The 13104-nt window shown below is 71.7% G+C and carries 8 protein-coding genes and 1 pseudogene; 2 read left to right on the plus strand and 7 right to left on the minus strand.

Annotation, left to right across the window (positions count from 1 at the left end):
- The first annotated feature begins 143 nt into the window (after positions 1 to 143).
- Positions 144 to 1292, plus strand: a complete 1149-nt coding sequence (locus tag AS594_RS24720) for a PP2C family protein-serine/threonine phosphatase (RefSeq protein WP_069929065.1) — start codon at positions 144 to 146, stop codon at positions 1290 to 1292.
- Between the two features lie 84 nt (positions 1293 to 1376).
- Here AS594_RS24720 and AS594_RS24725 read toward each other — a convergent pair whose 3' ends face one another.
- On the minus strand, positions 1377 to 1895 hold the full coding sequence (locus AS594_RS24725) for a DUF4240 domain-containing protein (RefSeq protein ID WP_069929066.1): 519 nt from the start codon (positions 1893 to 1895) through the stop codon (positions 1377 to 1379).
- 225 nt (positions 1896 to 2120) lie between these two features.
- Between AS594_RS24725 and AS594_RS24730 the strand changes: the two genes are divergently transcribed.
- Complete coding sequence (locus tag AS594_RS24730) at positions 2121 to 3050, plus strand: SDR family oxidoreductase (RefSeq protein WP_069929067.1); 930 nt, start codon at positions 2121 to 2123, stop codon at positions 3048 to 3050.
- Here the strand turns inward: AS594_RS24730 and AS594_RS24735 are convergent.
- From AS594_RS24735 to AS594_RS24760, 6 genes and pseudogenes are all read right to left on the minus strand, one after another.
- The gene (locus AS594_RS24735; protein ID WP_069930762.1) at positions 3041 to 4024 is read right to left on the minus strand and encodes a helix-turn-helix transcriptional regulator; all 984 of its coding nucleotides are present in this window, start codon (positions 4022 to 4024) and stop codon (positions 3041 to 3043) included. The genes AS594_RS24730 and AS594_RS24735 overlap by 10 nt on opposite strands.
- Before the next feature lie 183 nt (positions 4025 to 4207).
- On the minus strand, positions 4208 to 6877 hold the full coding sequence (gene aceE / locus AS594_RS24740) for a pyruvate dehydrogenase (acetyl-transferring), homodimeric type (protein ID WP_069929068.1): 2670 nt from the start codon (positions 6875 to 6877) through the stop codon (positions 4208 to 4210).
- A gap of 252 nt (positions 6878 to 7129) precedes the next feature.
- Positions 7130 to 7753, minus strand: a complete 624-nt coding sequence (locus AS594_RS24745; RefSeq protein WP_069930763.1) for a GntR family transcriptional regulator — start codon at positions 7751 to 7753, stop codon at positions 7130 to 7132.
- Between the two features lie 100 nt (positions 7754 to 7853).
- Positions 7854 to 9674, minus strand: coding sequence for a 2-oxoglutarate dehydrogenase, E2 component, dihydrolipoamide succinyltransferase (gene sucB / locus AS594_RS24750; RefSeq protein WP_069935379.1), 1821 nt, complete (start codon positions 9672 to 9674; stop codon positions 7854 to 7856).
- 53 nt (positions 9675 to 9727) lie between these two features.
- The gene (gene lpdA / locus AS594_RS24755; RefSeq protein ID WP_069929070.1) at positions 9728 to 11116 is read right to left on the minus strand and encodes a dihydrolipoyl dehydrogenase; all 1389 of its coding nucleotides are present in this window, start codon (positions 11114 to 11116) and stop codon (positions 9728 to 9730) included.
- Positions 11117 to 11453: 337 nt separating this feature from the next.
- Positions 11454 to 13006: pseudogene (locus tag AS594_RS24760) on the minus strand (leucyl aminopeptidase).
- Between the last annotated feature and the right edge of the window lie 98 nt (positions 13007 to 13104).

A 13104-nucleotide genomic window follows, 5' to 3' on the forward strand; every position in this document is an offset into this window, starting at 1 on the left:
CGGGCGTGAGTCGACGGGCCGCGCCGACGGCCGCGCTGACGGGCGTGGGCCGAGTCCCTGGGCCATAGTGGGAGAGGTATGGACAAGATCCGGATGCAGCCCACGCCAGCGACCCGCGTGATGAGCCGCGGGCCCTACGTCCGATGAGTTCGAGGCGGGCCAGGGGCGCCGAAGAGGCCCCCGCATGGCTGCGCGGAACACCGCAGCCGCGCTGGCTCAGGGCCCTGCCCGCGATCATCCTCGCAGCGCTCACCGTCGCGCAGATCGTCACACCCGAGACCCTTCAGCTGGGCTACTTCGTGGTGGCCGTGACCCCGGTCGCGGCCCTCGCCTACGGCCCCGTCAGCGTCGGAGTGCTCGGCTGCCTCACCCTCCTGACGCTGAGCCTGCCGTACGGCCGCCGGATCTGGGACGTCGAGACGCCCGACCTGCTCGCGGTGGTGGTCGTCGTCGTGCTGAGCGTGGTCATCTCGTTGGTGCGAACCCGCAGGGAACAGCAGCTCGTGACGGTCCGCACGGTGGCGGAGGCCGCGCAGCTCGCCGTGCTGCCGCCGCTGCCCTCCTCTGTCGGCCGGGTGCGGTGCGCGGGGCTGTACCGGTCCGCCCAGCGCGGGCTGCTGGTGGGCGGGGACCTGTACGACGTGCGCGAAGGTCCCTACGGTGAACGGGCTCTGGTGGCCGACGTGCAGGGCCATGGCCTGGAGGCCGTCGCGACGGTCGCCGCGCTGCTGGGCGCGTTCCGCGAGGCCGTGCTGGACGAGGCGGACCTGGCGGGGGTGGCCGCGCGGCTGGACCGCCGGCTGGTCGTGGACTCCGCCGCCGTGGAGCACGCGGAGCTGTTCGCCACCGCGGTGGTGATGGAGTTCCCGCCCGGCCAGGCCGTCGTACGGGTGGTCAGCTGCGGCCACCCGGCGCCCCTGCTGCTGCGGGGCGGGACGGCGAGCGAGATCGCCCTGGACCCGGCGCCGCCGCTGGGGCTGGGTCTGGCGGCGACGGTACCGGTCGGGGTGACCTCCGTACCACTGGAGTACGGGGACCGGATCCTCGCCCACACCGACGGGGTGACGGAGGCGCGCGACGCCTCGGGGGCCTTCTACCCGCTCGCGCAGCGGCTGCCCGTCCTGGCCGCCACTGTCCCGGCGGACGACCTGATGGCTCTCAACGAGGCCGTGCGGGAGGACCTCGTGCGCTTCGCGGGCAAGGCGGAGAACGTACAGGACGACGTGGCCCTGCTGGCGCTCGGGCACGAGGACACCGCCGACCGGGAACCGGCGGCCACGTCCCGCCCGTGAGCCGGTACGGGCAGTGCAGTGCGGCGGTCGGGAGCGCTCGCGGGTGGCAGGAGGCGTTCCGCACGGTCGCAGCGGCGCACCGGGTCACTTGCCGAACCGCTCCCACAGCCGCGGGTACCGCTCGGCCAGGGCGTCCTCGTCCTCCAGGTCGAGCGGTGTGCCCTCGGGTTCCGGGGCCTGCGCCGGAACCCCCAGATCCGGCGCCACCGCGCCGGTGAGCTGCTCGTACGCCTCGTCGGCCGCGTACCCCAGCTCCTCACCGTCGCCGTCCACCTCCTCGTCGAACTCGTCGAGGAGGTCGGCCAGATGGTCCGGTCCGTGCAGCGCGCCCTCGAAGACCTCCCGGCCCTGGCCGATCAGCCAGCAGCGGAAGAAGTCGAAGGCGTCGTCGCCGGCACCGCCGAGCAGTACGGCCGCAGCGCCCCACAAGTCCCAGCGGTAGGCGCGGTTGTAGCGGACCTCGAAGTGTCTGGCGAAGTCGAGCACGGAGTCGGGATCGAGCTGGAGCAACGCGTCGACCAGCAGGTCCGCGTGATCCTCCGGGTCGCCCTCGGCGGCCTCGCGGGTGTGGTCGATGATCTCCCAGAATTCCGTCTCGTCCATCACGGGACAAGCATCGGCCTTGCCCCATGCCCGCGCACGCGGAGTACCCCGGATGCGGCTGTGTCGTTACCGGACGTGCGGCTCCTCGCGGTAATACCCGACAGAAGGTGTCGGCTTTGGGTGCCAGTGTCGATGCGTACGGAACAGATCCGTACGCGCGCACGGATGCGTACGACGTGTACGACACGGATCTGTACGACACGGAAGCGGAGGCGAGGAGCAGGCATGAGGGAGCAGGACGCGGCACCACTCAAGGGCAGGATCGCACTCGTGGCGGGGGCCACCAGGGGAGCCGGGCGGGCGATCGCCGTGCAGCTCGGGGCGGCCGGCGCGACGGTGTACGTCACCGGGCGCACCACCCGCCGGCACGTCAGTGAGGTGGGGCGCCCCGGCGAGACCATCGAGCAGACGGCCGACCTCGTCAGGGACGCCGGTGGCGAAGGCATCGCCGTCCCCACCGATCACCTCGTGGAGGACCAGGTCCGGGCGCTCGTCGAACGGATCGACCGGGAGCACGGGCGGCTGGACATCCTGGTCGACAGTGTCTGGGGCGGTGACCATCTGCTGGAGTTCGGCAAGAAGATGTGGGACACGGACCTTGCGGTCGGCCTGCGGATGCTGGAACTCGGCGTGAAGACCCACGCCATCACGCTCGGACTCGCGGTGCCCCTGCTGGTGCGCAACCCCGGCGGACTGGTGGTCGAGATGACCGACGGGACGGACGAGTACAACCGCACCCACTTCCGCGAGAACTTCTACTACGACCTCGTCAAGAACGCGCCGATCCGCATGGCGTTCGCGCTGGGCCACGATCTCGCGGACGTGGGCTGCACGGCGGTCTGCGTCACCCCGGGCTTCCTCCGCTCGGAGGAGATGCTGGACGCCTTCGGCGTCACCGAGGAGAACTGGCGCGACGCGATCGCCAAGGTCCCCGGCTTCGAGGTCGCCGAGTCGCCGGTGTACGTCGGCCGGGCGGTCGCGGCGCTCGCCGCCGACTCCGGCCGGGCCCGCTGGAACGGGCGCTCGCTGTCCAGCGGGCAGCTCGCCAAGGAGTACGGCTTCACGGACACGGACGGCAGCCGGCCGGACGGCTGGCCGTACTACGAGGAGGTCGTGCAGGGCGGCAAGAAGGCCCCGGTGAGCGACTACCGCTGACGCCCCCGCTCGTACAGCCGGGCCGTACGGGCCGCCGCCTCCGCGAAGCGCTCGCGCAGGTCGGGCGGGCCCAGCACCTCCAGGTCCGGCCCGACGGAGAAGAGCTGGCCGAACGCGACCTCGTACGACTCGACCGGCAGCGTCACCGTGACGCGCCCCTGTTCGTCCGGCGGCCCGGCCTCGGCGAGTGCCTCGGTCGCGGCCGCGCGGTCCACGGCGTACGGCAGCCGCCGCACACCGGCCTCCGACAGCCGCACCACCACCTCGGCACGCAGGATCGAGCGGGCGAAGTCCGTCGCCCGCTCCTCCCAGAACTCCGGCAGGACGAAGCCCTCGTCCCGTACGAAACGTTCCTCCGAGACGGCCACCGCGGTGAAACGGTCGATCCGGTACACCCGGAACTCGTCGCCCGAGCGGGCGCACAGGTACCAGACGCCGGCTTTCAGCACGAGGCCGTAGGGGGCCAGCCGGCGCTCCACCTCACGGTCGTGGCCGCGCCGGTAGCGACCGGTGATCATCCGGTCGTCCCAGACCGCCTCCGCGATCGTCGGCAGCAGCTCGGGCGTCCTGGGTTCCTGGTACCAGCCGGGGGCGTCGAGATGGAACCGCTGCGCGGCGGTGTCGGAGGCGTCCCGCAGGGAGGGCAGCAGGGCGGCCGACACCTTGAGCCGGGCCGCGGACGCGGCGTCGTCGAGGCCCATCTCGCGCAGCGCACCCGGGAGCCCGGAGAGGAAGAGCGCCTCGGCCTCGCTGCGGGCGAGCCCCGTCAGCCGGGTGCGGTAGCCGCCGATGAGGCGGTAGCCGCCGGTCCGGCCCCGGTCGGCGTACACCGGCACGCCCGCCTCCGACAGGGCCTGCGCGTCCCGCGTGATGGTCCGCTCGGAGACCTCCAGCTCACGGGCCAGCTCGGCGGCGGTCATGGAGGGGCGGGACTGGAGCAGAAGCACCATTTTGATGAGGCGGGCTGCGCGCATGGCGGCCATTGTGCCGGGTGCCGGCCGCGCTGCGGGCGGCCCGTGCGGGTGCGGCCATGCGCGAGGCGCGTGGTGCCGGCGCGACGGCGGGTGGGTGCCGCGCGAACGCCGGAGGGGCCGGACGGCGCCGCGCGGCGCGGGCGTCCGGCCCCTCCGGCGTTCGGAAGGTGATCGGTCAGCGGCTCAGAAGCCGTACCGCTCCCGGGCTTCCTTGACCGCCGACGCCGGTACCTCACCGCGGCGGGCGAGCTGGGCCAGGGCGGCGACCACGACCGACCGGGCGTCGACGCCGAAGTGACGGCGGGCCGCCTCGCGGGTGTCCGAGAGACCGAAGCCGTCCGTACCGAGCGAGGAGTAGTCCTGCTCGACCCACTGGCTGATCTGGTCCGGCACCTGACGCATCCAGTCGCTCACCGCGAGGACGGGACCCTGCGCGCCTTCGAGGGCGCGGGTCACGTACGGCGTGCGCTCCTCGCCGCGCAGCAGCGCCTCGTCGCACTCCAGCGCCTCACGGCGCAGCTCGCCCCACGACGTGGCGGACCAGACGTCGGCCGCCACACCCCAGTCGGCGGCGAGGAGTTCCTGCGCCTCCAGGGCCCAGTGGATCGCCGTGCCGGAGCCGAGCAGCTGGATGCGCGGGGTCTCGGCGGTGGCGTTCGCCGCCTCCTTGAAGCGGTAGAGGCCCTTGACGATCCCCTCCTCGACGCCTTCCGGCATCGCGGGCTGCGGCTTGGGCTCGTTGTAGACGGTCAGGTAGTAGAAGACGTTCTCGGCCTCGGGGCCGTACATCCTGCGCAGACCGTCCTTGACGATGACCGCGATCTCGTACGCGAACGCCGGGTCGTAGTTGAGCGACGCCGGGTTCGTGGACGCGATCAGGTGCGAGTGGCCGTCCGCGTGCTGGAGGCCCTCACCCGTCAGGGTCGTACGGCCGGCCGTCGCGCCGACGATGAAGCCGCGGCCGAGCTGGTCGCCGAGCTGCCACATCTGGTCGGCGGTGCGCTGCCAGCCGAACATCGAATAGAAGATGTAGAAGGGGATCATCGGCTCGCCGTGCGTCGCGTACGACGTCGAAGCGGCGATGAAGTCGGCCATTGCGCCGGCCTCGGTGATCCCCTCGTTGAGGATCTGGCCGTCCTTGGCTTCCTTGTAGTACATGAGCTGGTCGCGGTCGACCGGCTCGTACGTCTGGCCCAGCGGCGAGTAGATGCCGGCCGACGGGAACAGCGACTCCATGCCGAAGGTGCGGGCCTCGTCGGGGACGATCGGGACCCAGCGCTTGCCGGTCTCCTTGTCCCGCATCAGCTCCTTGGCCAGGCGTACGAACGCCATGGTGGTGGCCATCTCCTGCTTGCCCGAGCCCTTGAGGAGGGCGCTGAAGGCGCGGTCGGCGGGCTCCGGCAGGGCGACCGCGTGCACCCGGCGGGCCGGGGCGGGGCCGCCGAGGGCGGCGCGGCGCTCCTGGAGGTAGCGGACCTCCGGGGAGTCGGCGCCGGGGTGCCCGTACGGTACGAGGTCCTCGTCGAGCTTCGCGTCCGGGATGGGCAGGTCCAGCAGGTCCCGCATGGCGCGGAACTCCTTGCCGGAGAGCTTCTTCATCTGGTGGTTGGCGTTCTTCGACTCGAAGCCCGGACCGAGGGTGTAGCCCTTGACGGTCTGCGCGAGGATCACCGTCGGCGCGCCCTTGAACTCCACGGCCGCCTTGTACGCCGCGTACACCTTGCGGGCCTCGTGGCCGCCGCGCGAGGTGTGGAAACACTCGGCGATCTTCGCGTCGGTGAGCAGCCTGCCCAGCTCGACGAGCGCGGGCTCGGCGCCGAAGAAGTGCTCGCGGATGTACGCCACGTCGCGGGTCGCGTACGTCTGGAACTGCGCGTCCGGCACCTCACGGAGCCGGCGTACCAGCGCGCCCTGGGTGTCGAGCTGGAACAGCTCGTCCCAGGCGGAGCCCCACAGCGTCTTGACGACGTTCCAGCCGGCGCCGCGGAACTGCGCCTCCAGCTCCTGCACGACCCGGAAGTTGGCACGGACCGGGCCGTCGAGGCGCTGGAGGTTGCAGTTGATGACGAAGGTCAGGTTGTCGAGCTGCTCGCGGGCGGCGAGGGTGATCGCGGTGGTCGACTCGGGCTCGTCCATCTCGCCGTCGCCGAGGAACGCCCAGACGTGGGAGCGGGACGTGTCCTTGATGTTGCGGTTCTGGAGGTAGCGGTTGAAGCGCGCCTGGTAGATCGCCGAGAGCGGGCCGAGGCCCATCGACACGGTGGGGAACTCCCACAGCCAGGGCAGGCGCCGCGGGTGCGGGTACGAGGGCAGGCCGTCGCCGCCGGCCTCCTGGCGGAAGCGATCGAGCTGGCCCTCGGTGAGGCGGCCGTCGAGGAAGGCGCGGGCGTAGATGCCGGGGGAGGCGTGGCCCTGGATGTAGAGCTGGTCGCCGGAGCCGTCGCCCTCCTTGCCGCGGAAGAAGTGGTTGAAGCCGGTCTCGTACAGCCAGGCCGCGGAGGCGAAGGTGGCGATGTGGCCGCCGACGCCGAAGCGGGAGCCGCGGGTCACCATGGCGGCGGCGTTCCAGCGGTTCCAGGCGGTGATACGGGCTTCCATCGCCTCGTCGCCGTCGAAGGCGGGCTCGGCGGAGGTCGGGATGGTGTTGACGTAGTCCGTCTCCAGCAGCTTCGGCAGCGCGATGCCGGCGCCTTCGGCGTGCTGGAGCGTGCGGCGCATCAGGTAGGCCGCCCGCTGCGGGCCTGCGGCCTTGGTGACGGCGTCGAGGGAGGCCGCCCACTCGGCGGTCTCCTCGGTGTCACGGTCCGGGAGCTGGTCGAGCTCGCTCGGAGAAATGCCTACGGGGTCGGTCATGATGGCCGCCTTCCGGACAGGAGGGGGGTGGAGAAAAGGGGGGCCTTGTCTGGCAGGACAGGGCCGTGGGGTCGGTGGACCCGCCGTCGACTGTAAGTCCCTGATCGATGATCGATCAAAGCCTGGGGCCGAAAAACTTCTCCGTACAACGAAATTGGCATTCCGTGCCGCGAAAGAGGGCACGCGGTGCCGTGGCCTTTGTGGCATTTCGGGCGGTGCGGGCGGTCGTGGGACCACCCGCGCGGGACCGTCTCAGGCCCGTGGGGCGCAGCCCAGGACGTGTTCCTTGACCAGGGTGCCGATCGCCGGGTCGCTGCGGCGGAACGCCTGTACCAGCGCCTCGTGCTCCTCCGCGTACGACTTCTGGACCGTGCCCAGCCAGCGGATGGACAGGGCCGTGAAGACCTCGATGCCCAGGCCCTCCCAGGTGTGGAGCAGGACGCTGTTGTGCGCCGCCCGCACCAGCTCGCGGTGGAAACCCACCGTGTGCCGCACCTGCGCGGTCCCGTCGGCCGTCCGGTCCGCCTCGTACAGGGCCGCTACGTGCGGCTCCAGCGCCGAGCAGTCCTCCGCCAGGGCCGACGCCGCCAGCTCGGCCGCGATCTGCTCCAGACCGGCCCGTACCGGATAGCTCTCCTCCAGGTCGGCCGCGGTGAGGTTCCGTACGCGTACGCCCTTGTTCGGCGCCGACTCGATCAGCCGCAGGGACTCCAGCTCACGCAGCGCTTCGCGCACCGGGGTCTGGCTGACCTCCAGCTCGGTGGCGATCCGGCGCTCTACGATCCGCTCGCCCGGCTTCCAGCGCCCGCTGACGATCCCCTCCACGATGTGCTCGCGGATCTGCTCGCGCAGCGAGTGGACGACGGGCGGGGTCATGAAGCGCTCCTTCAAGCCGTGTGCGGTCCTCTAGACCATACGGCGGCGCCCCCGTCCGGAGGACCTCCGGACGGGGGCGCGGACGCTGGTGAGACGAGCGTTACAGGCCGAGCTCGACCTCGAACTCGCCGGCCTCCAGGATCGCCTTGACGGCCGTCAGGTAACGGGCCGCGTCGGCGCCGTCCACCAGACGGTGGTCGTAGGAGAGAGCCAGGTACGTCATGTCACGGACCGCGATGGTCTCGCCGAGGTCCGGGTGGTTGATGACCACCGGGCGCTTGACGGTGGCACCGATGCCCAGGATGGCGACCTGGTTCGGCGGCACGATGACCGTGTCGAACAGCGCACCGCGCGAACCGGTGTTGCTGATCGTGAAGGTCGCGCCGGACAGCTCGTCCGGGGTGATCTTGTTGCCGCGGACCTTGCCGGCCAGCTCCGCGGTCTTCTTCGAGATACCGGCCAGGTTGAGGTCGCCCGCACCCTTGATGACCGGAGTCATCAGACCCTTCTCGGAGTCCACCGCGATACCGATGTTCTCGGTGCCGAAGTAGGTGATCGTGCCCTCGTCCTCGTTGATCCGGGCGTTGACGACCGGGTAGGCCTTCAGTGCCTGGGCCGCGGCCTTGACGAAGAACGGCATCGGGGACAGCTTGACGCCCTCGCGGGCGGCGAACGCGTCCTTCGCCTTGTTGCGCAGTCGCATCAGCTTCGTGATGTCGACCTCGACGACCGAGGTCAGCTGGGCCTGCGTGTGCAGGGCCTTCATCATGTTGTCGCCGATGACCTTGCGCATGCGCGTCATCTTGACCGTCTGACCGCGCAGCGGGGACACCTCGAGGGACGGAGCCTTCGAAGCGGCCGCCGGGGCGGCGGCAGCGGGAGCCGGGGCAGCGGCGGCGGCCTTCGCGGCCTCCGCGGCGGCTACGACGTCCTGCTTACGGATGCGGCCACCGACGCCGGTGCCCTTGACCGAGCCCAGGTCGACGCTGTTCTCGGCGGCGAGCTTACGGACCAGCGGGGTCACGTACGCACCGTCCGCGTCGCCCGTGGAAGGCGCCGCGGGGGCGGGGGCGGGGGCGGGAGCGGCCGGTGCGGCGGCGGCCGGAGCCGGAGCCGCGGGAGCCGGCGCGGGGGCGGCCGGAGCGGGCTGGGCCGGAGCCGGAGCCTGGACAGCGGCCTCGGCCGGAGCCGGAGCCGGAGCCGGTGCGGGAGCGGCGGCCGGCTCGGGAGCCGGAGCGGCGGCGGGGGCCGGGGCCTCCTGCGCCGGGGCGGCGGCCGGAGCCGCGCCCGCGGCACCGATGACGGCGAGCTTCGCGCCGACCTCGGCGGTCTCGTCCTCGCCGACCAGGATCTCCAGCAGCGTGCCCGCGGCCGGGGAGGGGATCTCGGTGTCGACCTTGTCGGTCGAGACCTCGAGCAGCGGCTCGTCCTCCGCGACCTCCTCGCCGACCTCCTTCAGCCAGCGGGTGACGGTGCCCTCGGTGACCGACTCGCCCAGCGCGGGCAGCACGACGTCGGTACCGGAGGCGCCACCGGCCGGGGCGGCGGCGGGGGCCTCGGCGGCCGGGGCCGGCGCGGCCTCGGCCTGCGGCTGAGCGGCGGCCGGGGCCGGAGCCTCGGCGGCGGGCGCCTCGGCAGGGGCCTCGGCGGCAGCCGGGGCGGGCTCGGCAGCGGGCGCACCCGTGCCGTCGTCGATGACGGCCAGCTCTGCGCCGACCTCCACCGTCTCGTCCTCGGCGACCTTGATGGACGAGAGGATGCCGGCGGCGGGGGCCGGGATCTCGGTGTCGACCTTGTCGGTCGAGACCTCGAGCAGCGGCTCGTCAGCCTCGACGCGCTCGCCCTCGGCCTTGAGCCAACGGGTGACGGTGCCCTCGGTGACGCTCTCGCCGAGCGCCGGAAGGGTTACGGAAACCGGCATGGTTTCTGTTGCTCCTTACGAATTGCGGAAGTGGTCGTCGCGCCCGGACTGGGTCAGTCGTGGGAGTGAAGAGGCTTGCCGGCCAGAGCCAGGTGGGCTTCGCCCATTGCCTCGTTCTGCGTCGGGTGGGCGTGGATGAGCTGCGCGACCTCGGCCGGCAGCGCCTCCCAGTTGTAGATCAGCTGAGCCTCGCCGACCTGCTCGCCCATACGGTCACCGACCATGTGGACACCGACCACGGCACCGTCCTTGACCTGGACGAGCTTGATCTCGCCGGCGGTCTTCAGGATCTTGCTCTTGCCGTTGCCCGCGAGGTTGTACTTCAGAGCGACGACCTTGTCCGCACCGTAGATCTCCTTGGCCTTGGCCTCGGTGATGCCGACGGAAGCGACCTCGGGGTGGCAGTACGTGACGCGCGGCACACCGTCGTAGTCGACCGGCACGGTCTTCAGGCCGGCCAGGCGCTCCGCGACCAGCATGCCCTCGGCGAAGCCGACGTGCGCGAGCTGGAGGGTGGGGACGAGGTCACCGACGGCCGAGATGGTGGGCACGTTGGTCTGCATGTACTCGTCGACGAGGACGTAGCCGCGGTCCATCGCGACGCCCTGCTCCTCGTAACCGAGGCCCTGCGAGACCGGGCCGCGGCCGATGGCGACGAGCAGCAGCTCGGCCTCGAACTCCTTGCCGTTGGCGAGGGTGACCTTGACGCCGTCCGCGGTGTACTCGGCCTTCTCGAAGAAGGCGCCGAGCGAGAAGTTGATGCCGCGCTTGCGGAACGCGCGCTCCAGCAGCTTCGAGCTGTTCTCGTCCTCGACGGGCACGAGGTGCTTGAGGCCCTCGACGATGGTGACGTCGGTGCCGAAGGACTTCCACGCGGACGCGAACTCGACGCCGATGACGCCGCCGCCCAGCACGATCGCGGACTTCGGGACGCGGTCCAGCGTCAGCGCGTGGTCCGAGGAGATGATGCGGTTGCCGTCGATCTCCAGGCCCGGCAGCGACTTCGGCACGGAGCCGGTCGCCAGCAGGACGTGGCGGCCCTGGACACGCTGGCCGTTCACATCGACGGAGGTCGGGGAGGAGAGCTTGCCCTCACCCTCGATGTACGTCACCTTGCGCGAGGCGACCAGGCCCTGGAGACCCTTGTACAGGCCGGCGATGACGTCGTCCTTGTACTTGTGGACGCCCGCCATGTCGACACCGTCGAAGGTGGCCTTGATGCCGAACTGCTCGGACTCGCGCGCCTGGTCGGCGATCTCGCCCGCGTGCAGCAGGGCCTTCGTCGGGATGCAGCCGTTGTGCAGGCAGGTGCCGCCGAGCTTGTTCTTCTCGATCAGGGCGACGTCCAGGCCCAGCTGCGCTCCGCGCAGCGCCGCGGCGTAACCGCCGCTGCCACCGCCGAGGATCACTAGGTCGAAAACGGTGCTGGCGTCGTTCGCCACGTCACGTCCTCCATGCATGTGCGCCGGTCGCCGGTCATCGACCGGGCGGCGGCTGGTGTTCGGCCGCTTTTATTCGGCCCTGTGGTGGGGGCCCTGTCCTGCCGAGAACCCATCTTCGCACTTGTTGACGGACGGCGGGACGCGGGGCCGGTGTCCGAGACGGCCGCAGGAGCTGCCGCCTCGGGTTACTGGGGCGTACGGATGTACGGATTTCGTTGAAGGCGGAATCGGGCGCGGGCATTCCGGCCCGCGTTCCGACGCGCCTTCCACGCGTGCGTACGGCCCCGGACGCGTGCCCGGGACCGTACGCACCGTACCTACGGCGAAATCGCGCCGGTCAGCCGAGGTCGCCCGCGGCGGTGCGCTCGGCGAGCGACACCAGGGTGCGGATCGCGGAGCCGGTGCCGCCCTTGGGGGTGTAACCGAACGGGCCGCCGTCGTTGAAGGCGGGACCCGCGATGTCCAGGTGGGCCCAGACGATGTCGTCGCCGACGAACTCCTGGAGGAACAGACCGGCGACCAGGCCGCCGCCCATCCGCTCACCCATGTTGGCGATGTCGGCGGTGGCGGACTCCATGCCCTTGCGCAGCTCGGCCGGCATCGGCATCGGCCAGGACTGCTCGCCGGCCTCCTCCGCGATCTCGTGGATCGCGGTACGGAACGACTCGTCGTTGCCCATGACGGCGAACGTGCGGCTGCCGAGCGCCAGCACCATCGCGCCGGTCAGCGTCGCCACGTCGACGATCGCGTCCGGCCGCTCCTCGGACGCGCGGGTCAGCGCGTCGCCCAGGACGAGACGGCCCTCGGCGTCGGTGTTGAGCACCTCGACGGTCTTGCCGCTGTACATGCGCAGCACGTCGCCGGGGCGCACGGCGCTGCCGGACGGCATGTTCTCGGCGAGCGCCAGCCAGCCGGTGACATTGACCTTCAGGCCGAGGCGGGCGGCCGTGATGACGGCGGCGAACACGGCGGCGGCGCCGGCCATGTCGCACTTCATCGTCTCGTTGTGGCCGGCCGGCTTGAGCGAGATGCCGCCCGAGTCGTACGTGATGCCCTTGCCGACGAAGGCAAGGGTCTTCTCCGCCTTGGGGTGCGTGTAGGCGAGCTTCACCAGCCGCGGGCCGTGCTCCGCGCCCTGGCCGACGCCCAGGATGCCGCCGTAACCGCCCTTGGCCAGCGACTTCTCGTCGAGCACCTGCACCTTGAGACCGTGCTCCTTGCCGGCCGCGGCGGCCACCGCGGCGAAGGACTCGGGTACAGGTCGTTCGGCGGGGTGTTGACCAGGTCGCGAGCGCGGTTGATCTCCTCGGTCAGCGCGAGCGCCCGCTCGGCGGCGGCCTTGAACGCCTTGTCGCGCGGCTTGCCACCGAGCACGGTGACCTCGGCGAGCGGCTGCTTCGGGCCGTTGTCCCCGGACTTCGCGGCCTTCCCGTCCTTCTCGCCGCCCTGGTACGCGGTGAAGGAGTACGCGCCGAGCAGCGCGCCCTCGGCGATCGCGGCGGCGTCCTCGACGGCCTCGACGGGCAGGGCGAAGCCGGCCTTCTTGGAGCCGCTCAGCGCCCGGGCGGCGGCGCCGGCCGCGCGGCGCAGTGCCTCGGCGCTGTACGTGTCGTCCTTGTCCGCGGCGGTGCCCAGGCCGACCGCGAGGACGACGGGGGACTTGAGGCCCGACGGTGCGGGCAGCTTGGTCACCTCGCCCTCGCCGCCCGTGGCGCCGAGGGTCTCCAGGACGGTGGCGAGCTTTCCGTCGAACGCCTTGTCCACGGCCTCGGCGCCCGGTGCGACGACCAGGTTCCCGGACTTGGACCCAGCGCCCTTCGCCACGCCGACGACGATGGCGTCGGCGCGCAGCGCCGCCGCGCCGGAAGTGCTGAGAGTGAGAGCAGTCACGGTGGTGAAATCTCGCTTCCGTTGAGTTCTTCGGCCGATGGGGTGGGGCCGGCCGTGCCCGGCGCGTCCGTACCTGGTGGCCCGGCCGCCCGGCCGGT

The sequence above is a fragment of the Streptomyces agglomeratus genome, from assembly GCF_001746415.1.
Lineage (GTDB): Bacteria > Actinomycetota > Actinomycetes > Streptomycetales > Streptomycetaceae > Streptomyces > Streptomyces agglomeratus.

Coding starts and splice junctions, on each gene's coding strand:
- aceE (WP_069929068.1), bottom strand. CDS start 6,877: ATGACCGACCCCGTAGGCATTTCTCCGAGCGAGCTCGACCAGCTCCCG.
- sucB (WP_069935379.1), bottom strand. CDS start 9,674: ATGCCGGTTTCCGTAACCCTTCCGGCGCTCGGCGAGAGCGTCACCGAG.
- AS594_RS24735 (WP_069930762.1), bottom strand. CDS start 4,024: ATGCGCGCAGCCCGCCTCATCAAAATGGTGCTTCTGCTCCAGTCCCGC.
- AS594_RS24725 (WP_069929066.1), bottom strand. CDS start 1,895: ATGGACGAGACGGAATTCTGGGAGATCATCGACCACACCCGCGAGGCC.
- AS594_RS24720 (WP_069929065.1), top strand. CDS start 144: ATGAGTTCGAGGCGGGCCAGGGGCGCCGAAGAGGCCCCCGCATGGCTG.
- AS594_RS24745 (WP_069930763.1), bottom strand. CDS start 7,753: ATGACCCCGCCCGTCGTCCACTCGCTGCGCGAGCAGATCCGCGAGCAC.
- AS594_RS24730 (WP_069929067.1), top strand. CDS start 2,121: ATGAGGGAGCAGGACGCGGCACCACTCAAGGGCAGGATCGCACTCGTG.